27 protein-coding genes are annotated in these 23092 nt (G+C 69.3%); 13 read left to right on the forward strand and 14 right to left on the reverse strand.

The genetic code is table 11. The annotated features are described in order from the left end of the window. The first annotated feature begins 182 nt into the window (after positions 1–182). Positions 183–695, forward strand: coding sequence for an invasion associated locus B family protein (locus ACWPN7_RS20110; RefSeq protein WP_014239253.1), 513 nt, complete (start codon positions 183–185; stop codon positions 693–695). 93 nt (positions 696–788) lie between these two features. On the opposite strand, the gene cobT is transcribed toward ACWPN7_RS20110, so the two are convergent. The 5 genes from cobT to ACWPN7_RS20135 all read right to left on the reverse strand — a co-directional run bounded on the left by cobT (position 789) and on the right by ACWPN7_RS20135 (position 5301). Then, positions 789–2654, reverse strand: a complete 1866-nt coding sequence (gene cobT / locus ACWPN7_RS20115) for a cobaltochelatase subunit CobT (protein ID WP_407823631.1) — start codon at positions 2652–2654, stop codon at positions 789–791. 9 nt (positions 2655–2663) lie between these two features. Further along, a complete protein-coding gene (locus tag ACWPN7_RS20120) occupies positions 2664–3062 on the reverse strand; it encodes a type II toxin-antitoxin system VapC family toxin (RefSeq protein WP_459196029.1) in 399 nt (132 codons plus the stop codon). Next, positions 3059–3625 (reverse strand): ribbon-helix-helix domain-containing protein, encoded by a 567-nt coding sequence (locus ACWPN7_RS20125; protein ID WP_247887538.1) that lies wholly within the window; start codon positions 3623–3625, stop codon positions 3059–3061. Before ACWPN7_RS20125 ends, ACWPN7_RS20120 begins: the two co-directional genes overlap by 4 nt. 13 nt (positions 3626–3638) lie before the next feature. Continuing rightward, positions 3639–4643, reverse strand: a complete 1005-nt coding sequence (gene cobS / locus ACWPN7_RS20130; RefSeq protein ID WP_014239256.1) for a cobaltochelatase subunit CobS — start codon at positions 4641–4643, stop codon at positions 3639–3641. A gap of 73 nt (positions 4644–4716) precedes the next feature. Next, positions 4717–5301, reverse strand: a complete 585-nt coding sequence (locus ACWPN7_RS20135; protein WP_038525925.1) for a J domain-containing protein — start codon at positions 5299–5301, stop codon at positions 4717–4719. 165 nt (positions 5302–5466) lie between these two features. Here ACWPN7_RS20135 and ACWPN7_RS20140 point away from each other — a divergent pair, with 165 nt between their 5' ends. Further along, positions 5467–5739: a BolA family protein gene (locus tag ACWPN7_RS20140; RefSeq protein ID WP_014239259.1), complete on the forward strand. Its 273-nt coding sequence runs from the start codon at positions 5467–5469 to the stop codon at positions 5737–5739. A gap of 311 nt (positions 5740–6050) precedes the next feature. Then, on the forward strand, positions 6051–6473 hold the full coding sequence (locus ACWPN7_RS20145; RefSeq protein ID WP_247875127.1) for a ribbon-helix-helix domain-containing protein: 423 nt from the start codon (positions 6051–6053) through the stop codon (positions 6471–6473). Positions 6474–6633: 160 nt separating this feature from the next. Here the strand turns inward: ACWPN7_RS20145 and ACWPN7_RS20150 are convergent, their stop codons facing one another. The 4 genes from ACWPN7_RS20150 to ACWPN7_RS20165 all read right to left on the reverse strand — a co-directional run bounded on the left by ACWPN7_RS20150 (position 6634) and on the right by ACWPN7_RS20165 (position 9763). Then, positions 6634–7248: a DUF2889 domain-containing protein gene (locus ACWPN7_RS20150; RefSeq protein WP_035671124.1), complete on the reverse strand. Its 615-nt coding sequence runs from the start codon at positions 7246–7248 to the stop codon at positions 6634–6636. A 124-nt stretch (positions 7249–7372) separates the two neighbouring features. Then, positions 7373–7858 (reverse strand): CBS domain-containing protein, encoded by a 486-nt coding sequence (locus ACWPN7_RS20155; RefSeq protein ID WP_200775712.1) that lies wholly within the window; start codon positions 7856–7858, stop codon positions 7373–7375. A 113-nt stretch (positions 7859–7971) separates the two neighbouring features. Further along, the gene (gene aroB, locus ACWPN7_RS20160; RefSeq protein ID WP_349618898.1) at positions 7972–9120 is read right to left on the reverse strand and encodes a 3-dehydroquinate synthase; all 1149 of its coding nucleotides are present in this window, start codon (positions 9118–9120) and stop codon (positions 7972–7974) included. Between the two features lie 7 nt (positions 9121–9127). Next, positions 9128–9763 (reverse strand): shikimate kinase, encoded by a 636-nt coding sequence (locus ACWPN7_RS20165; RefSeq protein ID WP_459196028.1) that lies wholly within the window; start codon positions 9761–9763, stop codon positions 9128–9130. A 214-nt stretch (positions 9764–9977) separates the two neighbouring features. On the opposite strand from ACWPN7_RS20165, the gene ACWPN7_RS20170 reads away from it, so the two are divergent. The 9 genes from ACWPN7_RS20170 to ACWPN7_RS20210 all read left to right on the forward strand — a co-directional run bounded on the left by ACWPN7_RS20170 (position 9978) and on the right by ACWPN7_RS20210 (position 18356). After that, positions 9978–10166 (forward strand): hypothetical protein, encoded by a 189-nt coding sequence (locus ACWPN7_RS20170; RefSeq protein ID WP_103039827.1) that lies wholly within the window; start codon positions 9978–9980, stop codon positions 10164–10166. Beyond that, positions 10147–12174 carry a hypothetical protein gene (locus ACWPN7_RS20175; RefSeq protein ID WP_459196027.1) on the forward strand — a complete coding sequence of 676 codons (2028 nt, stop codon included), beginning with the start codon at positions 10147–10149 and terminating at the stop codon, positions 12172–12174. Before ACWPN7_RS20170 ends, ACWPN7_RS20175 begins: the two co-directional genes overlap by 20 nt. Further along, on the forward strand, positions 12171–13190 hold the full coding sequence (gene xerD, locus ACWPN7_RS20180; protein ID WP_459196026.1) for a site-specific tyrosine recombinase XerD: 1020 nt from the start codon (positions 12171–12173) through the stop codon (positions 13188–13190). The genes ACWPN7_RS20175 and xerD overlap by 4 nt, the downstream gene beginning before the upstream one ends. 141 nt (positions 13191–13331) lie before the next feature. Next, complete coding sequence (gene aceB / locus ACWPN7_RS20185) at positions 13332–14936, forward strand: malate synthase A (RefSeq protein WP_459196025.1); 1605 nt, start codon at positions 13332–13334, stop codon at positions 14934–14936. Between the two features lie 65 nt (positions 14937–15001). Next, positions 15002–15484, forward strand: a complete 483-nt coding sequence (locus ACWPN7_RS20190) for a DUF29 domain-containing protein (protein WP_103039786.1) — start codon at positions 15002–15004, stop codon at positions 15482–15484. 2 nt (positions 15485–15486) lie between these two features. Continuing rightward, complete coding sequence (locus ACWPN7_RS20195) at positions 15487–16416, forward strand: DMT family transporter (protein ID WP_051657735.1); 930 nt, start codon at positions 15487–15489, stop codon at positions 16414–16416. A gap of 87 nt (positions 16417–16503) precedes the next feature. Beyond that, on the forward strand, positions 16504–17460 hold the full coding sequence (locus ACWPN7_RS20200) for an acetyl-CoA carboxylase carboxyltransferase subunit alpha (RefSeq protein WP_038525944.1): 957 nt from the start codon (positions 16504–16506) through the stop codon (positions 17458–17460). A gap of 6 nt (positions 17461–17466) precedes the next feature. Continuing rightward, complete coding sequence (locus ACWPN7_RS20205) at positions 17467–18009, forward strand: MAPEG family protein (protein WP_459196024.1); 543 nt, start codon at positions 17467–17469, stop codon at positions 18007–18009. Between the two features lie 86 nt (positions 18010–18095). Further along, complete coding sequence (locus ACWPN7_RS20210; protein WP_200775844.1) at positions 18096–18356, forward strand: hypothetical protein; 261 nt, start codon at positions 18096–18098, stop codon at positions 18354–18356. 21 nt (positions 18357–18377) lie between these two features. Here ACWPN7_RS20210 and ACWPN7_RS20215 read toward each other — a convergent pair whose 3' ends face one another. From ACWPN7_RS20215 to argB, 3 genes are read right to left on the reverse strand one after another with little or no spacing between them, the layout of a single operon-like run. Then, positions 18378–19361 carry a magnesium transporter CorA family protein gene (locus ACWPN7_RS20215; RefSeq protein WP_459196023.1) on the reverse strand — a complete coding sequence of 328 codons (984 nt, stop codon included), beginning with the start codon at positions 19359–19361 and terminating at the stop codon, positions 18378–18380. Positions 19362–19377: 16 nt separating this feature from the next. Then, complete coding sequence (locus tag ACWPN7_RS20220) at positions 19378–19695, reverse strand: hypothetical protein (RefSeq protein WP_200775846.1); 318 nt, start codon at positions 19693–19695, stop codon at positions 19378–19380. Positions 19696–19720: 25 nt separating this feature from the next. Further along, positions 19721–20620 (reverse strand): acetylglutamate kinase, encoded by a 900-nt coding sequence (gene argB / locus ACWPN7_RS20225; protein WP_094302012.1) that lies wholly within the window; start codon positions 20618–20620, stop codon positions 19721–19723. A gap of 168 nt (positions 20621–20788) precedes the next feature. Between argB and ACWPN7_RS20230 the strand changes: the two genes are divergently transcribed. Then, positions 20789–21019, forward strand: coding sequence for a hypothetical protein (locus ACWPN7_RS20230; RefSeq protein ID WP_038525955.1), 231 nt, complete (start codon positions 20789–20791; stop codon positions 21017–21019). 4 nt (positions 21020–21023) lie between these two features. On the opposite strand, the gene ACWPN7_RS20235 is transcribed toward ACWPN7_RS20230, so the two are convergent. Beyond that, positions 21024–22292, reverse strand: coding sequence for a cation:proton antiporter (locus tag ACWPN7_RS20235; RefSeq protein ID WP_459196022.1), 1269 nt, complete (start codon positions 22290–22292; stop codon positions 21024–21026). A 4-nt stretch (positions 22293–22296) separates the two neighbouring features. Continuing rightward, positions 22297–22959 carry a ribosome biogenesis GTP-binding protein YihA/YsxC gene (yihA, locus tag ACWPN7_RS20240; protein ID WP_014239276.1) on the reverse strand — a complete coding sequence of 221 codons (663 nt, stop codon included), beginning with the start codon at positions 22957–22959 and terminating at the stop codon, positions 22297–22299. Between the last annotated feature and the right edge of the window lie 133 nt (positions 22960–23092).

Raw genomic sequence — 23092 nt, forward strand, 5'->3', positions numbered from 1 at the left:
AACGATAACCATTCTCAATATTCAAAAAGGATGCGGAGCGGAACGATCATCGCGGACTAAGACGCCAACCAAAGGTGTAAAGGCTTGTTCGTCTTTGGGGTATGCCTATAATCCGTTCGCGATACCCGCCGTTGGGCGGGAGGTCGAGCGGCCGAACGGGACGACAGATGGGGAGCGTCAGGATGCGTTGGACAGGTCTCTTCGCTTTTGGTGCGGCGCTGCTGTCCGCGCTGGCCGTCACGCCGGCCTCTGCCGTCGATTTTTCCAAGTCCGCCGCCGAGTACGGCCCGGAGGGCGCCTGGACCAGCCGCTGCGAGATCGACCGGATGACCGACACCAAGGTCTGCCGGCTGATGAACTACCGGCTGTTCGACGACGGCAAGGAGGTCGGCTTCGTGGCGCTGAGCGTCATCCCGACCGGCAACGACTACCACCTGTTCCTGACGACCAGCCAGGGTATGATCGACAACTGCGCCATCCGCGTCGACCGTCAGCCGCGGATCGAGACGCAGATCGCCACGCTCAACATGTGCATGTTCCCGAACTTCGTGTCGGGCCGCGTGGTCGACCAGTTCCGCAACGGCTCCACGGTGCTGGTCCGCGTGAATTTCCTGCGCGCCGGCAAGCGCGACATCGACTTCCCGCTGAACGGCTTCTCGCGCAACTTCGAAGAGATGCAGCGCAGCCTGCAGTGACCAGACGAACCGGGCGGCATCAACAGAAACGGCGCGGAGTGATCCGCGCCGTTGTCGATTGTGCTGTTGTCGTTTCCGGTCCTGTCTTCGGCCTCAGCGCCAGCCGCTGCGGCCCCGGCGGTCGTCCTCGTCGAACAGCTCGGCCAGCTTGTTCATCATGGTGCCGCCCAACTGCTCGGCGTCCACGATGGTGACGGCGCGGCGGTAGTAGCGGGTCACGTCGTGGCCGATGCCGATGGCCACCAGCTCGACCGGCGAGCGGGTCTCGATGTACTCGATCACCTGCCGCAGATGCCGCTCCAGATAGTTGCCGGCGTTGACCGACAGGGTCGAGTCGTCCACCGGCGCGCCATCGGAGATCACCATCAGGATGCGCCGCTGTTCGGGCCGTCCGATCAGGCGGTTGTGCGCCCACATCAGCGCCTCGCCGTCGATGTTCTCCTTCAGGATGCCTTCGCGCAGCATCAGGCCGAGATTCTTGCGGGCGCGGCGCCAGGGCTGGTCGGCGTCCTTGTAGATGATGTGGCGCAGGTCGTTCAGGCGGCCGGGGTTGGCGGGCTTGCCCGAGGAGATCCAGTTCTCGCGCGCCTGTCCGCCCTTCCAGGCGCGGGTGGTGAAGCCCAGCACCTCCACCTTCACCGCGCAACGCTCCAGCGTGCGGGCCAGGATGTCGGCGCTCATCGCGGCGATGGAGATCGGCCGCCCGCGCATCGAGCCGGAGTTGTCGATCAGCAGCGACACCACCGTGTCGCGGAAATCCATCTCCTTCTCCTTCTTGAAGGAGAGGGGAAGGACCGGATTCACGACGATGCGGGCGAGACGCGCGGCGTCAAGGATGCCGTCGTCCAGGTCGAACTCCCACGACCGCTGCTGCTTGGCCAGGAGGCGGCGCTGCAGGCGGTTGGCCAGCTTGGAGATCACCCCCTGGAGATGGACGAGCTGCTGGTCCAGCATGTGGCGCAGCCGGGCCAGCTCCTCCGGGTCGCACAGCTCCGCGGCGTCGACCACCTCGTCGAAGCGGGTGGTGAATGGCTTGTAGGCGTTGGGGTCAGGCTCGTTGCGGCGGCTGGCCTCCGGGCGCCAGGGCTGGCCGGGGCCGGCGGGCTCCTCCGCCCCTTCGCCCTGGCCCATCTCGGTGTCGCCCTCCTCGCCGGTGCCCTCGTCGGCCTGCTCGCCCTGGTCGGACTCCTGCGTCTCCTGCGAGGTCATCGACTCGGCCTGACTCTGGGTGTCGTCCTCACCCTGGGTCTGGCCCTTGTTCGGCTCGTTCTCGTTCTCGCCGGAGTCGCGCTCGTCCTCCTCCGGCTCCTGCGGCTCGTCGGGGTCGTTGCCGACCTCCATGTCCAGTTCGGTCAGCAGCTTGCGCACGGCGCGGGCGTAGGCGTCCTGATCGGCCATATGGCCGGCGAGCCCGTGCAGGTCCTTGCCCAGCCGCTCCTCGATCCAGCCGCGCCACAGGCTGACCGCGTGCTCGGCGGCGGGGGGCGGAGCGGCGCCGGTCATCGCCTCGCGGGCGATCAGGCGCAGGACCTCGGGCAGGGGAACCTGCTCGCGCTCCTCCAGCCGCTCGAAACCCTGCTTGTGGTAGCGCTCGTCCAGCGCCGCCTCCAGGTTGGCGGCCACGCCGGGCATGTGGCTGGCGCCCAGCGCCTCGCAGCGGGCCTGCTCCAGCGCGTCGTAGGCGGCGCGGGCGCTGTCGCCCAGCGGCATGCGCTGGAGATGGATGGCGTTGTCATGGAAGCGCAGCCGGAGCGACACGGCGTCCGCGGCGCCGCGCAGCGTCGCGACGTCATGCGGGTTCAGGTCGCGCGCCGGGGTGGGAATGCGCACGCGCAGGCCGGCGACGCCGGGCGGCTCGGTGGAGAAGCCCACCTGCACGTCGGCCCGGCGGGAGAGGGCCCGCACCGCGGCGGCGGTGGAGCGCTTGAAGGCCTCGACGGGGTTTTCACGGTCGGTCATGGCGGGCTGTCAGCTCAAAATCTGGAATTCCGGCAGCCGGGCTGCCTTTCGGTCGAACGTCAGCGTGGCGGCGCAGCCGGCGTCCCGGTTGCGGAGGCCGATCAGGGCGTCGGAAAAGTCGGCTCCGTTGTCGCGGTAGCGACTCAACGCGCATTGCGCGGCGTCACGATCCTCTATGCACAGGTCGTCGTTTTCAAGGAAGGCTTCGATAAACCTGGAAATTTCGGCGCGCGGCTGGTCGTAAACGCTTTCCATGACCCAGACGAATTCGACCAGCGCAATGCGATTGATGAAGCAGCGCTTGCCTTCAGCGACAATCCCACGAACCGTTGCCCGGATGAGTTCCGCCTGCTCGGCATCGTCCTTGATGACGAGCCTGACCAAAGCATTGATGTCGAGTCCGATCATCCTTTAAGAAACCTTTGGGCGGTCCGCCGACGAACGGCTTCATTCATTTCCTCGACCGAAACGGACCGATGAAAGGTTCCTCCCATCCCGATCAGATCGTCGATGGTCTTTCGGGCCTGGGCCTTCCCGCTCGCCGTGGTCTGTCCGCGAGCCTGGTCTAGAACGTACCCTCGGAAGTAGGCGGCAATGAACACACGGACCGCCGAGGTTAGAGTCGCTTCCGAACGGTCCGCAGTCGGACCGTGACGCCGGAATTGCTCCTCCAGCCGCTCCTTGATCTGCGTGCAGAGCGTGTTGACGGTGAGTCCTTCGCGACGCGCGATATCCTCCAACGCGTCCCACATGGTCGGCTCCAGCCGCATGCTCGTGCGGTGCCCGCCGACGATGATGGACCGGCTTGCCAGCGGCTCGTTGCTTCGGGAAAGGGCGGCGATGTGGTGGTGTACAGGATCAACGTCGATCCGTGCGCAATCACCTGGCTTTAAACCAAGCTGGTCGCGCACGGCTTTCGGCAGCATCAGTTCGCCGTCTGGGCCGACCACAACGTAATCCATGAACCCCATCGCCGTCTCCGCCTTACACCAAGTTCGCCTGGACCCCCGTCTCCGGCAGCTCCGTACCGAAGCAGCGCTGGTAGTATTCGGCGACGGTCGGCCGCTCCACCTCGTCGCACTTGTTCAGGAAGGTGATCCGGAACGCGAAGGCGATGTCGTTGAAGATGTTGGCGTTCTGCGCCCAGGTGATGACCGTGCGCGGGCTCATCACGGTGGAGATGTCACCGTTGATGAAGCCGGCGCGGGTCAGGTCGGCCAAGCGCACCATCGACGCCACGGTCTTGCGGCCGGCCTCGCTGTCGTACTCCGGCACTTTGGAGGCGACGATCTTCACCTCGGCGTCCACCGGCAGGTAGTTCAGCGTCGCCACGATGTTCCAGCGGTCCATCTGGCCCTGGTTGATCTGCTGCGTGCCGTGGTAGAGGCCGGTGGTGTCGCCCAGGCCGACGGTGTTCGCCGTGGCGAACAGGCGGAAGGCCGGGTGCGGGCGGATGACGCGGTTCTGGTCGAGCAGGGTCAGCTTGCCTTCCACCTCCAGCACGCGCTGGATCACGAACATCACGTCGGGACGGCCCGCGTCATACTCGTCGAAGACCAGCGCGCAGGCGTGCTGGAGCGCCCAGGGCAGGATGCCTTCGCGGTATTCCGTCACCTGGACGCCGTCGCGCAGGACGATGGCGTCCTTGCCCATCAGGTCGATGCGGCTGATGTGGCTGTCCAGGTTGATGCGGATGCAGGGCCAGTTCAGGCGCGCGGCCACCTGTTCGATGTGGGTGGACTTGCCGGTCCCGTGATAGCCCTGGACCATGACGCGACGGTTGTAGGCGAAGCCCGCCAGGATCGCGAGCGTCGTGTCGCGGTCGAAGCGGTAGGCTTCGTCGATGTCCGGCACATGCTCCGTGCGCTGGCTGAAGGCCGGCACCTGCATGTCGCTGTCGATGCCGAACACTTGACGCACCGACAGGGTGATGTCGGGAACGTGATCGAACAGGGCCGAGCTGGCCTGGGTGGCTCCTTGAGAAGGCATGGGAGGTTCTTATCGTTCCAACGTGTCTGTTGTCGGGGCCGCCCGGCCAATCTGGTCCGGCCAACCGTCGGGGTTACGCACCATAGCAGGCTTTCAGCGTGTTGTAGGCCTGATTGATCTCCTTCAACTTTTCTTCGGCCGCCTTGTCCCCGCCGTTGGCGTCGGGATGGTGGATTTTCACCAGTTCGCGGTAGCGCGCCTTGATGCGCGGGAAATCCACCGGCGGGGCGAGGTCGAGGACGACCAGCGCCTCCTCCTCCGCGCTGCGGGCGGCCTGGCGGCGCTGCTTGCTCTCCTCGGACTGGTCCTTGCCGGCCTCGCGTCCGAACTCGAAGCTGAAGCCGTGCATCGCGCGGTCGCGCAGGAACTTCTCCTGCACCCCCCAGAAGCCGAGCGGCCAGCTCGGCCGCTGCCACGTGGTGTCGCGGCGGACCTCGGCCTCGATCTGCTCGGGCTTCATGCCGGCGTAATAGTCCCAGGCGCGGTTGTATTCGCGCACATGGTCAAGGCAGAACCAGTAGTAGTCGTTGAGCTGCCGACGGCTCTTCGGCGCCCGGTACTCGCCCTCGCCGGCACAGCCCGGATGATCGCAGGCGCGCACGGCGGTGCGCGGCTGGTCGTAGCGGCTGAAGTCGTAGCGGGTGCGTGGCTTGCTCATGTGCGAAGTATGGGAAGAGGCATCCTTTCTGGCAAGCGCACGCAAGGGGACGGTGCCGACCTGCGGAAAATGGCCGGTCTGCGGCATTGGCGTCTTGACGGGAGCGATGCCGCGCCGTCACCTCAATCCAAAACCCGACCCAGCCCAAACCCAGTGAGGACCCCCATGGAATACGCCACCCGCATGCGCCGGAAGCTGACCGACGCGCTGGCCCCCGAGCGGCTCGACATCCAGGACGATTCCGGTCGGCACGCCGGCCATGGCGGCGCCCACCCGGAGGGCGAGACGCATTTCCACGTCACCATCGTCTCCGCCGCCTTCGCCGGGAAGTCGCGCGTGGAGCGCCAGCGGCTGGTCTATGGCCTGCTGGCCCAAGAAATGGCGGAGCGCGTTCACGCCCTCGGCCTGACCACGCTGACGCCCGAGGAGGCCCGCTGACAGCAACGCCGACAAGAACGCCCGGCCGCCATCCGTGCAGCAAGGGAAAAGCGCCACCCGCAAATGCATACATACGCATGCAACTACTAGAGGTTCTTTTCCGTCTTCAAACATAATTGGAGTGCTGCCGTGGTTGCAATTCTCGCTGTATTTAGTAGAGTGCAGCGCATGCAACCAATCAATGCGCCGTGGGCGATGCACTTTTCGCGCGTCGTCCGGCGGGTTCGTGGAGAGGGCGGCGTATGGCGAAGCGCGGGCCGAAGAAGCGGTTAACAGTGAATCCCACCGCGTGTGTGGAGCCGCTGAAGAGCATGAACATCATGATTGCCGGGCGCCGCACGAGCATGCGTCTGGAGCCGACCATGTGGGACGCTCTGGAGGACATCGCCCGCCGCGAAGGCCTGACGGTCAACGGTCTCTGCACCCTGATCAAGGACCGGCTGGACGAGCAGATCCGGCGGCGCGGCCCGGGCGCGGACAATGCGGAGGTCACCCTGACCTCGGCGGTCCGCGTCTTCATCGCGGCCTATTTCCGCCGGGCCTGCACGGAGGACGGCCATGTCCAGGCCGGGCATGGCGGGGGAGACCCCTTCGTCGGCACGCCCTTCGACCTGCCGCCGCTGGACGAGCTGGACCGGCCGGAAAGCGGTGCCGACACCACGGCGTCCACCATGCCGCCGGCGGCCAGCCCGGCCACGCCGGGCGAAGGCTTGCGGTCCGCTCTGGAGGCGTGACGGTCCGACCGTCCCGATTCGGGAAAAGAGAGAGGGCGCGTCCATGGGGGCGCGCCCTTTTTTTCTGTGGTCGAGGGTGCCACGGCCGAGTGTGCTGCGGTCGAGGCGGGGAAGCGCGGTTCCTCGGGGTTGGGGGCTCTCGCGTAAACCGGCCGCCGTCTCAGTCCGCGGCGTCGCGCGGACGGTCGCCGGTGTAGTGGTCGGGCCAGTTCTTCCGCACGACCTCGCCGTTGCTGTCGAAGATGTGGCAGGTGTTCAGCAGCACCGGGCGCTTGGTGCGCAGCATGTCCTCCTTGCTGCCCGCCTCGCCGCCACCGGCCGCCCGGGCCTTCTCGGCCTGCTCGCGCGCCAGGATGGGGTAGATGGTCTGGAAGGCGGTGGTGGCGATCGGCCCCAGAAGCTCCACCAGATGCGTGCAGCCCTGGACGCCGCCCAGACGCTCCTTCACCGCGCGGGTCCAGCCCGGCCCGATCTTCAGCCCGACCAGCCGCTGGAAATTGGGGGTGACGGAGCCGCAGGTGCGGTAGGGGCTCTTCTCCGTCACCGCCTCGACCGCCTGGACGGTCAGGTCGTTGTCCACCGTCAGGCGAAGCCACATGCCGTGCACCGGGTCGCCGGGCAGGATCTGGCCGCGCTGCTCGGTGTGGAAGGCGTAGCTCTTCACGTCGGTCAGATGGCCTTCGACATCCCACAACCCATCGGTCCGCCGATAGCCCCGGCAAGTGACTTCCCGGGTGTGGATCGGTTCGCGTGCGGCGGGCTCGGACAGCGGCATGGGACTCTCTGACGTTCGGCCTAATTCGGATGGCCGGGTTGTTGGGGCGTACCCTGGAATATCGGTGGGGCCAGCGTTCAGGTCAAGCCGGCTTCGCCGCATTGCAGCATTACGTCCCCGTGGTTCATGGGGGAACGCTGGCGGAGTAGTTCGACCCGAAGATGAAGGCCTCGCGGTCGCGGATCTCGTCTTCCAGATGGGCGCGGACTACGGCGAACAGGTCGCGGATGGAGACGATGCCCATCACCATGCCGTCCGACTCGCCGTCCGCGGTGACCGGCAGGTGGCGGTAGTGGTGGCGCTCCATCAGGTCCAGCGCCTCGTAGGCGTGGGCGTCCGGTCCCAGCGTGTCGGGAGAAGCGGTCATGACCTCGGCGAGCCGGGTCGCCGCAGGATCACGGCCGGTGGCGACGACGCGGGCCGCGAGATCGCGCTCCGTGAAGATGCCCTTCAGCGACCGGCCCCCCTTCGGCCGGTCCTGAGTGACGAGAAGGGCGGCGACGCGGCGCTCCGCCATCAGGACGGCGGCATCCCGGACGCTGGCCTCCGGGGGCAGGCAGACGAGCTGCTGGTCCTTGATGACGTCGGGGATGAGCTTGCGGTTCGGCATGTCCAGTCTCCCTTTTTGGGGCGGCTTTTCCTCGCATCTTGGACGCGAATCGGAACTGTCGTTAACTCTGACAGTTTGCCACCCCAACGGTCAAGGGATTATGGTGCAGCGCATCAGCGCGCGACGGCATCCTCCAGTAGCGCCCGCACCACCGCCGGATCGACGTCGCGCTGGGTGAAGGCGTCGCCCAGCGCGCGCACCAGCACGAAGGTGATGCGCCCGTCCTTGACCTTCTTGTCCTTGGCCATGGACAGGATCAGCCCGTCGACGTCCCACTCCACGCCGGGCACGTCGGCGGGGCGGACCGGCAGGCCGACGCGGGCCAGATGGGCGCGCGCCTTCTCGGCGTCCGCCGCCGGGCACAGCCCCAGCCGCACCGACAGGTCGAAGGCCAGGACCATGCCGATCGACACCGCCTCGCCGTGCAGCAGGCGGGAGCCGAAGCCGGTCGCCGCCTCCAGCGCGTGGCCGAAGGTGTGGCCGAGATTCAGCAGGGCGCGGTCGCCGCTCTCCCGCTCGTCCACGCCGACGATGGCGGCCTTGGCCCGGCAGCTTTCGGTGACGGCGTGGCGGCGGGCGTCGCTGTCGCCGGCGACCACCCGCTCGCCGTTCTCCTCCAGCCAGGCGAAGAAGCCGGGCAGGCGGATCAGCCCGTACTTCACCACCTCGGCGTAGCCGGCCAGCACCTCGCGCCGCGGCAGGGTGTCCAGCGTGGCGGTGTCGGCGATGACCAGACGCGGCTGGTGGAAGGCGCCGATCAGGTTCTTGCCGTGCGGGCTGTTGATGCCGGTCTTGCCGCCGACCGAGCTGTCCACCTGGCTCAGCAGCGTGGTCGGCACCTGGATGAAGTCGATGCCGCGCAGCGCCGAGGCGGCGGCGAAGCCGGTGATGTCGCCGATCACCCCGCCGCCGAGCGCCAGCAGGACCGCCGACCGCTCGATCCCGCGCGCCAGGACGGCGTCCATCAGCCGTTCGAAATGGGCAATGTCCTTAGTCTTCTCGCCCGCCGGCAGGACGATGGCCTGGGTCGGCTCGATGCCGGCGTCGCGCAGCGTGCGCTCCAGTGTCGGCAGATGCCGCGGGGCGACGTTCTCGTCGGTGACGACGATGGGCGCCTTGCCCCTGGTGATCGCGGCGATGCGCGGCCCGGCGCCGTCGAGCACCCGGTCGCCGACCAGGATGTCGTAGCTGCGCGGACCGAGGTCGAGGCGGACGGTGTCGATGGCGGCGGGAGTATCTGAGGTGGGGGTGTCTGAGGTCATGGCGGGATCAGGGCTTGTCGTGGTGGTGGTGCGCCGGGTGGCGGTGATGATGATGGTGCGCGTGGGGCAGGGTGATGCCGAAATGCGCCTCCAGCGCCTCGATCACCTGCTCCACGGTCGCCTCCGGCGGGCGCTCGTCGCTGATCACCGTCAGGTCGGCCTCCGCATAGACGGGGTAGCGGGCGGTCATCAGCCGGCTCAGAATCTCCTTGGGATCGCCGGCGTTCAGCAGCGGGCGGTGGGAGCGCCGCGCCGTGCGGGCCAGCAGCACGTCCAGCTCGGCGCGCAGCCAGACCGACAGGCCGTGGGCGCGGATGGCCGCGCGCGTCTCCGGGTCCATGAAGGCGCCGCCGCCGGTCGCCAGGATGTGCACCGGCTGTTCGGTCAGCAGCCGGGTGATGATCCGCCGCTCCACCGAGCGGAACACCGCCTCGCCGTCGCGGGCGAAGATTTCCGCGATGGAGCAGCCCGCCGCCGTCTCGATCTCCGTGTCGGCGTCGGTGAAAGGCAGGTGCAGCCGCGCGGCCAGCCGCCGGCCGATCGCGCTCTTGCCCGCGCCCATCAGGCCGACCAGCACCACCGTCCTCGGAAGGGTCTTCGACGGGTCCGGCGGCTGTCCCTGCGGTGATGGGCGGGCGGTCATGGTGCTGTGGACTTTCCTGATGCTGTTCCGGCCTGATGCGGCCGGAGGGCGGGTGTTCGATTCGGTCGCAGGGGCCTGCGCATGTTGCGCAGCGGCGCCCCCGTGGCTAAAGTGGTACGTCCTGCGTTCATCGGCCATCGGGCCAGCGGTGCGGACGGTGTGCGATGATTAGCATGAAAGCGCACCCTTGTCCCAAGCCGCACGGACGCAGACCGTGATACAGCGCCGCCGTTCCTTCCACAGAAACACGACTCCGATCGCCATGAGCCGGGTTATTTCCGTTCTTTTCGTCCTGTTCCTCTTCGTCATCGGGGGTGGCATGGCCTTCCTTGCCTCCTGGGACATGCCGGCACCGTCCAAGACGGTAGAAAAGGTCATTCCGGATGAGCGGTTCCCCCGCTGACGCCGGGGACGCCGGGCGCCGCCGCCGGTTTGCCGCTCCGCCACGGGGCGGACGGGCCGGGGCCGGCGCCGTTTCCATGTTTGCCGCCGCTTCTCTGGTGCTGGCTCTGTCCGGTGTCGTGATGGGAGCGGTGACGCAGGCCCAGGCCCAGGCCTATACCCAGGCGGTGCCTTCCGGGCCGCCGATCCGTCTGTTTCCGCCGCCGGAACGGATGGCCGTTCCCGACGTTGGAGTCCGGGCCGGGGCCGGGCGGGTCCTGGACGATCCGCTGGCTTCGCCGGGGCCGTCCGCCGCCCCGCTGGCCCTGATGCCGCTCCCGACTCCGCCGCCCGCCCATACGCCGTCCTTCGACGTGGTGCCCATCGTGGTGCCGCCCTCGGCCATCGCGGTGGAGACGCTGGGACCGCTCGACCCCGACGGCGCCGGACCCCTGGCGGGGACCGCCGGACTGGGCAACGACCCCTGGCGCGGCATCCCGCGCGCCGAGGTGCTGGCCCTGCTGCCGGAACTGCCCACCCTCACCCCGTCGCCCGCTGTGAAGGAATTGCAGCGCCGGCTGCTGCTCAGCCGCGGCTCGCCCGCCGCCGCTCCGGGCGAACCCGAGCCGGCGCGCCGCTTCGGCGCGCTGCGGGTGGAGACGCTGGCGGCCATGGGCGACCCGCGCGGCGCCGCCGACCTCGCCGCTCTGCTGCCCGAGGCGATGACGGCCGACGAGGCCGCCGCACGCGCCCTGACCGACGCCGAACTGCTCGCGGGCCCGCTGGACTGCGCCGCCGCGACGGAGCGCGCCAAGCCCTTCTCCGGCCCCTACTGGCAGCGGCTGGAGCTGTTCTGCCGCCTGCGCGCCGGGCGGATCGGCGGGGGAATGCCCACCGAGGCCGGGGCTGCGCCGGTGGGCGACGACCTCGCCTTCGAGATGCTGCGCGAACAGCCGGGCGGCGACCCCGATTTCCTGCGGGTGGCCGAGGCGATGGCCGGCGGCCCGGCACCGCGGCTGCGCAGCCTGAAGGACCCCAGCCCGCTGACCCTGGCCGCTCTGCGGACGCTCCAGGCCGGGGTGCCCCCGGACGTGCTGTCCCTGACCGATCCGGCCCGTCTGGCCGCGGTGGCGTCCAACAATGGCGCCGACCCAGCGACCCGCGTGACCGCGGCGGAGCGCGCCGCCGTCGCCCTGTTTCTCGATTCCCGGCGGCTGGCGGAGGCCTACCGCGCCGCGCCGGCCAAGGGCGACGAGCTTCTGCGGCTGAAGGACGCCGCGGCGCGCGACCGCACGGCCCGCACCCGCGCGCTGGTGCAGCAGGCGATGCTCGCCGCCATGGGCGGTGGGCGGCGGGTGGAGCTGGCCGGGCTGGCGCTGGAGCTTCTCGATCCGCCGATGCTGGCCGGGCCGGTGGGAGCGGTGGTGGCGGACCTGCTCGACACCCTCTCGCCGACTCCCGACGCCGCCGCCCTGGCCCCCGCCGCGGCGCGGCTCTGCTTCGCGTTGGATCGGGCCGACAAGGGCAAGCGCTGGTACGACCTCGCCCTGCGCAGCCGCCCCACGGTGGAGGTGGCGCGGCTGTGGCCGCTCGCCGTCATCGCGCTCGGTCCGCCGCCGGGTGGCGGGGCGCTGGGCCTCGCCGGCTGGCTGGACGAATCGCTGCGCGGCGCCGATCCGGAAGGCCGTGCCCGCGTCGCCGGGCAGCTGGCCCTGCTTCAGGCGATGGGCGTCGCCGTGCCGGAGGAGGCGTGGCGCCGCACCGCCGACTCCGAGGAGACGACGCCCACGCCCGCCGACGCCCGTCCCCCCACCGCCGACCCCGCCTTGTGGCAGCGGCTGACGGAGGCCTCCGCCGACCGGCGCGTCGGCGAGACGGCGCTGGCCGCCCTGCTGCTGCTCGGCAACGCCGGGCCGGCGGGCACGCCGCCCGCGGTGGTGGCGCGGGTGGTCGGTGCCCTGCGCGCCGCGGGTCTGGACAGCGATGCCCGCGCCATCGCCCGTGAAGCCGCCGCGGCCCTGGCCGGATGAGTCCCATGCCCAAAACACCCCTGCCGAAAGCCCAGCCGAAGCGGCGCGGGCGTCCCTGCAAACCGCGCCCGATCGCGGCCTCGCCCCATGTCGACGCCTTTCTGGACATGCTGACGGCGGAGCGCGGCGCGGCGCTGAACACCCGCCTGGCCTACGAGCGCGACCTCGCCGACCTCGCCCTCTGGCTGGCCCAGCGCGGCCAGCCGCTGGAGAAGGCGGTGACGGAGGATCTGCGCGCCTACCTCGCCTTCCAGTATGTCGAGGGCGGGCAGAAGCCGGCGCCGCGCACGCTGGCCCGTCGCCTGTCGGCGATGCGCCAGTTCTACCGCTTCCTGGTTTCGGAAGGCCGGCGCGTCGACGACCCGGCTTCGGCGCTCGACAGCCCCAAGCAGGGCCGCCCGCTGCCCAAGATCCTGACGGTGGAGGAGGTCACCCGCATGATCGACTCCGCCCAGACCCGCGGCGGGCCGGAGGGGCTGCGGCTGGTCGCGCTTCTGGAGGTGCTCTACGCCACCGGGCTGCGCGTGTCGGAGCTGGTCGGCCTGCCGATGGCGGCCATCCTGCGCGACGGACGCGGGCTGATCGTGCGCGGCAAGGGCGGGAAGGAGCGCATGGTGCCGCTGTCCGAACCGGCCTCCGCCGCTCTGAACGCCTATCTCCCCTGGCGGAACCACTTCATCCTGGCCGGGCGGGAGAACGGGCCGATCGCCTTCCTCTTCCCGTCGCGCAGCTCCACCAACGGGCATCTGACGCGCCAGCGATTCGCCCAGCTTCTGAAGGAACTGGCCATCGAGTCGAACATCGACCCGGAGAAGGTCAGCCCTCACGTGCTGCGCCACGCCTTCGCCACCCATCTGCTCGACCGTGGGGCGGACCTGCGCTCGGTTCAGAAGATGCTGGGCCACGCCGACATCGCCACCACCCAGATCTACACCCACGTGGTGTCGGAGCGGCTGAAACAGGTCGTGCACGAGCATCACCCGCTGGCCCGGCGAAAAACCGTTCGTACGCAATAGTGTTGCGTATGTGTGGGTTTTTCCTTTCGCATAATGCCGATGCGGCTTTGGCCGCTCCTCCCGCTGTGGTATAGCCCTTGTTCCAATGGGGTTGCCCGGCGAGTGCGCCGGACCGCCCTCGCGACGAACAGGGGGAACCGCATGGCCACGACCATCTCCGGGCTTGAGATCCTGGGTCCGATCACGCCGGGCGTCGAGACGATCCTGACGCCGGAGGCGCTGGCCTTCCTGGCGGAGCTGGAAGGGCGGTTCGGGGCGGAGCGGTTGCGCCTGCTCGACGTGCGGACCAAGCGGCGGGCGCTGATCGACCTGGGCCACAGGCTAGACTTTCTGCCGGAAACCCGCGCCATCCGCGAGGCCGACTGGACCATCGCGCCGCTGCCGCACGATCTGCTCGATCGCCGGGTGGAGATCACCGGGCCGGTGGACCGCAAGATGGTCATCAACGCGCTGAATTCCGGCGCGAAGGTCTTCATGGCGGATTTCGAGGATTCGAACTGCCCGTCCTGGGCCAACCTGATCGACGGGCAGATCAATCTGCGCGACGCCGTGCGCCGGACCATCGCCTTCGACGATCCCGCGTCGGGGAAGAAGTACCGGCTGAACGACAAGACCGCCGTCCTCAAGGTCCGCCCGCGCGGCTGGCATCTGGCGGAGAAGCACGTCCGATTCGACGGCGAACCGGTGTCCGGCGCGCTGTTCGACTTCGCCCTCTACGTCTTCCACAACGCGCGGGAGCTGCTGGCCCACGGCTCCGGCCCCTACTTCTACCTGCCGAAGCTGGAAAGCCATTTCGAGGCGCGGCTGTGGAACGAGGTGTTTTCGGTCGCCGAGGATTATCTCAAGATCCCGCACGGCTCGATCAAGGCGACCGTGTTGGTCGAGACCATCCTGGCCGCCTTCGAGATGGACGAGATCCTCTACGAGCTGCGCGACCATTCCGCCGGGCTGAACTGCGGACGCTGGGACTACATCTTCAGCTTCATCAAGACCTTCCGCAACGATCCCGCCGCCGTCCTGCCCGACCGGGCGGAGGTGACGATGGCGACGCCCTTCCTGCAGTCCTACAGCCTGCTGGCGGTCAAGACCTGCCACCGCCGCGGCGCCCCGGCCATCGGCGGCATGGCCGCCTACATCCCGGTGAAGGACGACCCCGCGGCCAACGAGACCGCCTTCTCCAAGGTCCGCGCCGACAAGGAGCGCGAGGTGTCCAACGGCCATGACGGCACCTGGGTGGCTCACCCCGGCCTCGTCCCCGTCGCGCGGGAGGTCTTCGACGCCTACATGCGCAAGCCCAACCAGATCGACCGCAAGCGCGCCGACGTCAGCGTGACCGCCGCCGACCTGCTGGCCGTCCCGGAGGGGCCGAAGACGGAGCGCGGCCTGCGCAACAACGTGGCCGTCGCCATCGGCTATCTGGAGGCGTGGCTGCGCGGCATCGGTTGCGTGCCGCTGTTCAACCTGATGGAGGACGCCGCCACCGCCGAGATCAGCCGCACCCAGCTCTGGCAGTGGGTCCACCACGGCGCCGCGCTGGACGACGGGCGCCCGGTGACCATGGAACTGGTGGACGAGACCATCGCCGAGGAGCTGGCCGCCTGGAAGACCCGCGTCGGCGACCGCGCCTTCGAGCGGGGGCTGTACGAGGACGCCGCGGTGATGCTGCGCGACCTCGTGGAGCGTGACGACTTCGTGGATTTCCTGACCCTGCCGGCCTACGACCGGATCGTCGCGCAGGGGGCGTGAGGGCGTTGCCAAGCCCACGGCGTGTTCACCATATTGGTGTCGGCACACCACCCGAAGGGGCCGCCATGGGACGCAACGCCGCCGCGTATGGAGACGATTTCTACGGCTGGACGCAGGAGCAGGCCGGGCTTCTGCGCGCCGGCAAGCTGTCCGAAGTGGACGCCGAAAACCTCGCGGAGGAGATCGAGAGCATGGGCCGCAGCGAGGCCGACCGTCTGCGAAGCTGCCTGCGCCTGATTCTTTTGCATCTTCTGAAATGGCAGGAACAACCCGCCCGCCGGTCGCGGAGCTGGCGCAACAGCATCCAGCGGGAGCGGGACAACGCGGCCCTTGTGTTGGAGGACAACCCCAGCCTGACGCCCAAGCTGCCCGCGCTGTTCGCCAAGGCCTACCAGCTTGCCCGGCGTGAGGCCGCCCGCGAAACCGATCTGCCGGTGGAGCGATTTTCCGAGGACAGCCCCTTCACGGTGGAGCAGACCCTCGACCCGGCTTTTCCGGACGATCTGGAAGACGGCTGGCGCCGTGGTCCCCGGACCCCGCGGGTCTGACATTGACCCTTCCATCCGCCACCGTCCCGCCGGCCTCGCGCGGGGCCGAATCGCTCGCGCTGCTGCTCCTGGTCGGCGGGTTGATCGGGGTGATCTTTCCGGTCACCAAGATCGCGCAGGCGGCCGGCGTGCCGCCGCTGCCCTGGGCCTTTTCCATGATGCTGGGCGCCGGCGTGATCCTGGCCGGGATGGCGCGCGTCAAAGGCCAAGCCATGCTTCCCGCTGGGCCCCTGACCGGGCGGTACCTGCGCTACTTCGCGGTGTCGGGGCTGCTGTCCATGGCGCTGCCCAACGTGGTGCTGTTCTTCGTGATGCCCTGGCTGGGGGCCGGGCTGTCGGCGGTGGTCTACACGCTGCCGCCGATCCTGACGCTGCTGATGGCCGTGGCGGTGCGGATCGAAAAGCCCGACCGCGGGCGGGTGGCGGGCATCCTGCTCGGATTCGTCGGCGCGCTGATGATCGTCGGGCCGCGCGGCAGCCTGCCCTCGCCCGATCTGGCGGGCTGGATGGCGCTGGCCTTCGTCATGCCGGCCGCGGTCGCGGCGGGCAACGTCTACCGCACCGTGGCCTGGCCGCCGGGCGGGCAGCCGGTGGCGCTGGCGGCGGGGACCATGCTGGGCGGGGCGGGCTGGGTCCTGCTGGCGCTGCTCGCAACCGGGGCTGTGGCGGACCTGCCGGCGCTGGGTCTCGCACCCTGGCTCGCCCTGCTCCAGATCGCGGTGACGGCGCTGACCTATGTGCTGTATTTCCGGCTCCAGGTCGTCGCCGGGCCGGTCTATCTCAGCCAGATCGGCTACGTGGCGACCTCGGTCGGGCTGGGCACCGGGACGCTGCTGTTCGGCGAGCGCTATTCCCCCTGGGTGTGGGGCGGGGCGGCGGTGATCGTCCTGGGCGTGCTTCTGGTCAGTTTTGGCCGGCGATTCGCGCGATAAGCTGTGGCATCGCCGCCGCGCACCGTGGTACCAAGGCCGGTCCGCGACGTCCGCGTCCTATCCTATTCGGTCCGTGATCCTTCCGGCATGCAAACCTTCCTGGAATTCGAAAAGCCGATCGCCGAGCTTGAAGGCAAGATCGAGGAACTGCGCCACCTGACCAACGCCGGCGACATCAACATCGCCGACGAAGTGACGAAGCTGCAGACCAAGGTCGACAAGCTCCTCCGGCAGACCTACGCGAAGCTCACCCCGGCGCAGAAGGTGCAGGTGGCCCGCCACCCCAACCGTCCGCACTGTCTGGACTATGTGAAGGGGCTGATCGACGACTTCACGCCGCTGGCCGGCGACCGCGGCTTCGCCGAAGACCGCGCGGTCATCGGCGGGCTGGGCCGCTTCCGCGGCCGTTCGGTCGTGGTGATCGGGCAGGAGAAGGGCCACGACACCGAAACGCGCGTGCGCCACAACTTCGGCATGGCCAAGCCCGAGGGCTACCGCAAGGCTCAGCGCCTGATGGACCTCGCCGACCGCTTCACGCTGCCGGTCGTCTCGCTGGTCGACACCGCCGGCGCCTTCCCCGGCGTCCAGGCGGAGGAGCGCGGCCAAGCCGAGGCCATCGCCAAGAGCATCGAGCGCTGCCTGCGCCTCTCCGTGCCCATGGTGGCCGCGGTGATCGGCGAGGGCGGCTCGGGCGGCGCCATCGCCATCGCGACGGCCGACCGGGTGCTGATGCTGGAGCACGCCATCTACTCCGTCATCTCGCCGGAGGGCTGCGCGTCGATCCTGTGGCGCAACCCCGACATGGCCGGCGAGGCCGCCGTCGCGCTGCGCCTGATCAGCCACGACCTCAAGGAACTTGGCGTCATCGACCGGGTGGTGAGCGAGCCGATCGGCGGCGCCCACCGCGACCCGGCGGAGACCATCAAGGCGCTGGGCGACGCCATCGAGGAGTCGCTGGGCGATCTCGACGGGCTGGACGGCGCGGCGATCCGCGCCCAGCGCCGCCAGAAGTTCCTCGACATGGGCCAGAAGGGCCTGGGGTAAGACGCCATGGCCGCCGCACCGAAGACCCGTCCCTCCAAGACCCGTCTTCTGCGTCTGGCGGCCACCGTCAACCTCGCCGCGGTGGTTGCGGCGCTGCTGGCCCTGTGGCTGCTGCCGCCGCTGTTCGCGCCGCCGCCCGGCATCGCCGATCCGGGCGCGCGCATGGCCTTCTGGGGGCGGCTCGCCCTGTGGCCGGCGCTGGTGCTGTTCCTGACGGTGGGCGGGGTGCTGGTCGCCCGCGCCCGCTCCGTCGCCCTGAATCCCATTGACGACGCCGAGTCGCGCTTCTACCGGGTCAGCCAGCGCGTGCTGACCAACACGGTGGAGCAGACGCTGATCTTCGTGCCCGCCCTGGCGGCGCTGGTGGCGCAGATGCCGCTGCCCGACCTCGGCTTCGCCCGGCTGGCGACCGCGCTGTTCGTGCTGGGCCGCCTGCTGTTCTGGGCGGGCTATCTGATCCACCCCTATGTGCGGGCGCCGGGCATGGCGGTCACGCTGACCGTCAACCTCGTCGTGCTCGGCTGGGCGCTGCTGCTCGCCGTCGTTTAAAGCCCCGCTTTTTTCACACCTTATCTCCCAGGCGCGTCGGGCTTATGGCATAGGTTGCCTTGTGCCTTCCGACCGTTGGAGATGCCATGAAACTCCTGTCACGCTGCCCGTCTCTGCTTCAGGTCGCGCTGTCCTCGGTGCTTCTGCTGAGCGCGGTGCTCGAACTGTTCGACACCATGCTGGAGGATCTCGTCGGCGTGGAGATCACCACCGCGCACGGCCTGTTCCTGTTCGCCGCCGGCAAGATGCTCAAGGAGTGGCTGGAAGTGCGGAAGGAGTATTCCGAAGCACGGGAGAAGCTGGGCGGCGCGCGGGGCCGGGAAGCGGCCTCGTCGCAAGCCGGTTGAGCCAAACCAGCCGAGCGCCCCTTACAGCCAGCGCCGCCGCTTGAAGTAGATCATGGGCAGCGTTGCCGACAGGATCATCAGCATCACCGCCAGCGGATAGCCGAAGGTCCAGTCCTTTTCCGGCATGCTCACGAAATTCATGCCGTAGATGCTGGCGACCAGGGTCGGCGGGAACAGGGCGACCGTCAGAATCGAGACGATCTTCACGATCTCGTTCTGCTCCACGTTGATGCGGCCCAGCGTGGTGTCCAGCAGCAGGCTGACCTTGCCCGACAGGAACTGGGCGTACTCGCCGAGCCCCGTTACGTCCTGCAGGGCGGCGCGCGCCCAGCGCCGGGTCCGCTTGGCCGGGGTCCAGCCCTCGCCGCGGGCCAGGAAGGTCAGCAGGCGGTTGAGCGTCGACAGGCTGACATGCGCCTTGCCGATCAGGTGTCCGGTGTGGCCGATGCGCTTCAGCGTCCGGGTGTCGTTCCGCCGCTCCCCCTTGACCGGCAGGGCGCGCCCGCGGAAGGCGCGGCTGCCCATGGTGTCCAGCTCCAGCCCGACGCGGCGCAGGACGGCGGCGGTGCGCTCCACCACCCCGTCCAGCAGGGCGGCCAGGACCGCCTCGGCCGTCAGCTCCGCGCCGCCGCTGCGGGTGACGCGGCGGCGGAAGGCCAGGAAGGGCTGCGGATCGACGGCGTGGATGGTGGCGAGCCGCCCGCCGGCCAGGACGAAGCTGACCGGGACGATGCGCGGCTGGTCGGTGTCGGCCCAGACCAGGACGAGCGCGGTCATGTGCACGGCGTCGGGGGTGACGCGCAGGCGGCTCGATTCCTCGATCTCCGCCATCTGCTCCCGAGTCGGCAGCTTGATGCCCATCAGCGCCTCGGCGCGGGCCAGCTCCTCCGGGGTCGGGTTCTGCAGGTCGAGCCAGACGGCGTCGGCGGGCAGCGGGGTGCGGACGCCCTCGGCCTCGCGGGCCCAGCGCAGCCGGTCACCGTCGCAGGCGAACACGTGGAGCATGGCGGCCCTCTGGGTTTTAGAGGAGGCGGCCGAAACGGCGGGGCTTGCGCGGCTGGGGCGGCTCCTCGGCGGGGCCAGCGGAGTCGCTCGCGGCGTCGCCATCCGGAAGGTCGGCGGACGCGCCGTCCTGGCGCAGCGCGTCCTCCAGCTTGCGGCGGAAGGCTCCGCCGTCGTCCTTGGAGTCGAGGAAATGCCCGACGGCTTCCTTCGCCGAGTCGCGGTCGTAGGGGACCTTGCCGAAGACCGACAGCTTGGCGCGCTCCAGCAGCTTCGGGTCCATCCGTTCGCGGATGGCCTTCATCTGGCGGAGCAGGTCCTTGCGCACGTCGGACATGGCCGGTCCCCTTCGCTTGACCCGGTTACTCGCGGCCGATCAGCGTGCCGGCCCCGCCCTCGGTGAAGATCTCCAGCAGCAGGGCGTGCGGCACCCGGCCGTCCAGGATGACGGCGGCGTCCACGCCCTGCTCGACGGCGTCGATGCAGGTCTCGATCTTCGGGATCATGCCGCCGGTCGCGGTGCCGTCGGCGATGGCGGCGCGCGCCTGGTCCAGCGACAGGCGCGGCACCAGCTCCTTGTTCTTGTCCAGAACGCCGGCGACGTCGGTCAGCAGGAAGAAGCGGGTGGCGCCCAGCGCCGAGGCGACGGCGCCCGCCGCGGTGTCGGCGTTGATGTTGTATGTGTCGCCGTTGCGGTCGAAGCCGATGGGGGCGATGACCGGGATGATGTCCGACTGGGCCAGCGACGTGATGATCTGCGGGTTCACCTGATAGGGCTCACCGACGAAGCCGAGGTCCAGCACCTTCTCGATGTTGCTGTCCGGGTCGCGCTGGGTGCGGCGCAGCTTGCGCGCGGTGATCAGGCTGCCGTCCTTGCCCGACAGGCCGACGGCGCGGCCGCCCGCGTTGTTGATGGCGGCGACGATCTGCTTGTTGATGGAGCCGGCCAGCACCATCTCGACCACCTCGACCGTCTCCTTGTCGGTGACGCGCAGGCCGTCGATGAAGCTGGACTTGATGGCCAGCCGCTGCAGCATCTGCCCGATCTGCGGGCCGCCGCCGTGCACGACCACGGGGTTGATGCCGACCTGCTTCAGCAGGACGATGTCGCGGGCGAACTTCTCCGCCAGGCTGTCGTCACCCATGGCGTGGCCGCCGTACTTGATGACGAAGGTGCGCCCGGCGTAGCGGCGCATGTAGGGCAGGGCTTCGGACAGGGTGCGGGCCTTGGCGAGCCACTCGTCGCGGGTCGTGTTCTGCACGGGATGGAGCCGTTCGTCGGGGTGGGCCAATCGGGTGAGATTCCGCCGACTCTTTAACGGAAAGCGCCGGGGGTGCCTAGGGGGCTTTTTCAGGGGGCGCCGCGTCCGGGAACCCTTGCTGCGCCCGGCGGTTCGCCCGGGGTAGGATGAACCGCAAAGGACGGTGCCATGAACGACCGCATCATGCCGACGCCGCGCAACCCGTTCACCGAGGCCCACAAGGCCGAGATGGAGGAGACCGCCCGGCGGGCCGAGGAGATCTACGGCTCCCCCGACGCCCAGGAGGTGACGGAGGCCAACAAGGCGCTGAAGGAGCAGGCGCGCGGGGGTGGAAAGGCCGGGTCGGAGGGGCCGGGCGCCGATCCGGTGGTGACCGGGAACGTGCGCAAGCCCGGCTGAGAGGTCAGGACGCGCCGGCGTGGCCCGCCCGGCGGCCGGCGATCCGTCCGGCCAGCAGCGTCATCGGCTGGGTCAGCGCGGTGACCACCACCGCCATCAGCACCATGGCGGAGAAGCAGGCCTCCGACAGCACCCCGGCTTCCAGCAGGATGGTCAGGACAATGACCTCCATCAGCCCCTTGCAGGACATCAGCGTGCCGAGCCGCCAGGAATCGGCGGCGCTCTCGCCCGACAGCCGGGCGGGCAGGGCGGTGCCCAGGACCTTGCCGGCGATGGTCGCCACCGTCGCCAGCGCGAAGACCCACCATTGCGCCGAGGCGGCGAGGTCGAGATTGACCTTCAGGCCGGTCAGGGTGAAGAAGAAGGGCAGCAGGATCAGCGTGGCGAAATGCTCCAGCCGGTCCAGGATGGCCGCCGCCAGCCGCCGCGGCATGACCGTGCCGGCGACGAAGGCGCCCAGGATGTAATGCAGCCCGATCAGCTCCGTCACCGCGGCGGAGCCGAGAAGGGCGGCGCAGGTGACCACCACCACCATGTCGCCGACGTCGCCGTCCGGGGCGATGCGGTTCATCAGCCGGGTCAGCAAGGGGCGGGCGAACAGCTCCGTCGCGGCGAGATAGGCGAAGCCCAGCACGGCGATCTGCGCCACCCCGGCGAAGCCGCCGCTTCCCCCCGCCGCCAGGGCCAGCACGGCGGTGATGAGAATCCACAGCAGCGCGTCGTTGACCGCCGCGTAGCCCAGCGCCAGCCTCCCGACCCGCTCGCCGATCAGCCCCATTTCGCGCAGGATGGCGCCCAGCACCGGCAGGGCGGTCACCCCGACGCAGATGCCGAACCCCGCGGCGAACAGCAGCGGGTCGGCCTTCGGCCCGGCCATCTCGGGAAAGGCGCTGACGATCCACCAGCCGAGCGCCCCGCCGAGCAGAGTCGGCACCAGCATGCTCGACAGGCTGATCCCGACGAAGGCGCGCCCGCGTCCCTTGAACTCCTCCAGATCGAGATGCAGCCCGGTCAGGAAGGCGAAGAAGACCACGGCGAGCAGAGCCAGCCCGGAAAGCGGCGCCAGCGATCCCTTGGCGAACAGCGGTTGCCAAAGCTCCGGGGCGGCCTGCCCGAGAACCGACGGACCGAGCGCGATCCCGAACAGGATCTGGATGACCACCATCGGGGCCACATGCTTCAGGCCGGACAACCGCCACAGCAGGAACGGGCCGGCGATCAGCAGGATGGCCTGGATGAGGAACAGCAGGGCCGGCGTCAGCTCGAAGGGCATCGGGTCATCCCAGGTTGGCGAGCTGGGCGAGGCTGGCCCGCAGCTCCGCGATGCCCTGGCCCTTCTCGGAGCTGGTGGCGTGGATCTCCGGGAAGGCGGCGGGGTGCTTCTTCAGGGCCGCAACGGTGCGCTTGCTCACCTCGGCCAGCTCCTGCGACCGCACCTTGTCCGACTTGGTCAGGACGACGACGTAGGGCACCGCCGCCTGATCGAGCATCGTCATGATCTCTTCGTCGTTGGGCTTCAGCCCGTGACGCGAATCGACCAGCACCAGCGCCCGGCGCAGCGTGACGCGGCCGCGCAGGAAGCGGCGGACCATGTCGTTCCAGAGTTCAATCTTCTCCTTCGACTCCTTGGCGTAGCCGTAACCGGGCATGTCCACGAGCTTCAGCCGGTTGCCGAGGTTGAAGAAGTTGAGCTGCTGGGTGCGGCCCGGCGTGTTGGAGGTGCGGGCCAGCGTCTTGCGCCCGGTCAGCGCGTTGACGAGGCTGGACTTGCCGACGTTGGAGCGCCCGGCGAAGGCGACCTCCGGCAGGTCGGCCTCCGGCAGCTGCTCCGCCGTCTGGGCGCCCCAGATGAAATCGCATTCCTTGGCGAACAGAAGCCGCCCCGCTTCCAGGGCCTCCTCGTCGAAACCGGAGATCGGGGAGCTGCTGGAAGAGGTCATGGACGGCGCTTTCGAAAGACACGGGGTACGAATGATCGTGACCGGCCCAAAACATAACCGCCGGCAAACGCCCGTCAAGGGAGGCGCTTGCCGGCGGTCGATGCCCTGAAATCAAACAGGGAAGTCAGGGAAG

It is taken from the genome of Azospirillum sp. UENF 312511, assembly GCF_058780635.1.

Excerpts from the sequence above, each read along its gene's own strand:
- xerD (WP_459196026.1), top strand. The coding sequence starts at position 12,171 with ATGAGTCCCATGCCCAAAACACCCCTGCCGAAAGCCCAGCCGAAGCGG.
- aceB (WP_459196025.1), top strand. The coding sequence starts at position 13,332 with ATGGCCACGACCATCTCCGGGCTTGAGATCCTGGGTCCGATCACGCCG.
- yihA (WP_014239276.1), bottom strand. The coding sequence starts at position 22,959 with ATGACCTCTTCCAGCAGCTCCCCGATCTCCGGTTTCGACGAGGAGGCC.
- ACWPN7_RS20140 (WP_014239259.1), top strand. The coding sequence starts at position 5,467 with ATGGAATACGCCACCCGCATGCGCCGGAAGCTGACCGACGCGCTGGCC.
- ACWPN7_RS20150 (WP_035671124.1), bottom strand. The coding sequence starts at position 7,248 with ATGCCGCTGTCCGAGCCCGCCGCACGCGAACCGATCCACACCCGGGAA.
- ACWPN7_RS20190 (WP_103039786.1), top strand. The coding sequence starts at position 15,002 with ATGGGACGCAACGCCGCCGCGTATGGAGACGATTTCTACGGCTGGACG.
- ACWPN7_RS20175 (WP_459196027.1), top strand. The coding sequence starts at position 10,147 with ATGAGCGGTTCCCCCGCTGACGCCGGGGACGCCGGGCGCCGCCGCCGG.
- ACWPN7_RS20210 (WP_200775844.1), top strand. The coding sequence starts at position 18,096 with ATGAAACTCCTGTCACGCTGCCCGTCTCTGCTTCAGGTCGCGCTGTCC.
- ACWPN7_RS20215 (WP_459196023.1), bottom strand. The coding sequence starts at position 19,361 with ATGCTCCACGTGTTCGCCTGCGACGGTGACCGGCTGCGCTGGGCCCGC.
- ACWPN7_RS20220 (WP_200775846.1), bottom strand. The coding sequence starts at position 19,695 with ATGTCCGACGTGCGCAAGGACCTGCTCCGCCAGATGAAGGCCATCCGC.
- ACWPN7_RS20120 (WP_459196029.1), bottom strand. The coding sequence starts at position 3,062 with ATGATCGGACTCGACATCAATGCTTTGGTCAGGCTCGTCATCAAGGAC.
- ACWPN7_RS20230 (WP_038525955.1), top strand. The coding sequence starts at position 20,789 with ATGAACGACCGCATCATGCCGACGCCGCGCAACCCGTTCACCGAGGCC.
- ACWPN7_RS20165 (WP_459196028.1), bottom strand. The coding sequence starts at position 9,763 with ATGACCGCCCGCCCATCACCGCAGGGACAGCCGCCGGACCCGTCGAAG.
- ACWPN7_RS20110 (WP_014239253.1), top strand. The coding sequence starts at position 183 with ATGCGTTGGACAGGTCTCTTCGCTTTTGGTGCGGCGCTGCTGTCCGCG.
- ACWPN7_RS20135 (WP_038525925.1), bottom strand. The coding sequence starts at position 5,301 with ATGAGCAAGCCACGCACCCGCTACGACTTCAGCCGCTACGACCAGCCG.
- ACWPN7_RS20205 (WP_459196024.1), top strand. The coding sequence starts at position 17,467 with ATGGCCGCCGCACCGAAGACCCGTCCCTCCAAGACCCGTCTTCTGCGT.
- cobS (WP_014239256.1), bottom strand. The coding sequence starts at position 4,643 with ATGCCTTCTCAAGGAGCCACCCAGGCCAGCTCGGCCCTGTTCGATCAC.
- aroB (WP_349618898.1), bottom strand. The coding sequence starts at position 9,120 with ATGACCTCAGACACCCCCACCTCAGATACTCCCGCCGCCATCGACACC.
- cobT (WP_407823631.1), bottom strand. The coding sequence starts at position 2,654 with ATGACCGACCGTGAAAACCCCGTCGAGGCCTTCAAGCGCTCCACCGCC.
- ACWPN7_RS20145 (WP_247875127.1), top strand. The coding sequence starts at position 6,051 with ATGAACATCATGATTGCCGGGCGCCGCACGAGCATGCGTCTGGAGCCG.
- ACWPN7_RS20125 (WP_247887538.1), bottom strand. The coding sequence starts at position 3,625 with ATGGGGTTCATGGATTACGTTGTGGTCGGCCCAGACGGCGAACTGATG.
- ACWPN7_RS20155 (WP_200775712.1), bottom strand. The coding sequence starts at position 7,858 with ATGCCGAACCGCAAGCTCATCCCCGACGTCATCAAGGACCAGCAGCTC.
- ACWPN7_RS20235 (WP_459196022.1), bottom strand. The coding sequence starts at position 22,292 with ATGCCCTTCGAGCTGACGCCGGCCCTGCTGTTCCTCATCCAGGCCATC.
- ACWPN7_RS20200 (WP_038525944.1), top strand. The coding sequence starts at position 16,504 with ATGCAAACCTTCCTGGAATTCGAAAAGCCGATCGCCGAGCTTGAAGGC.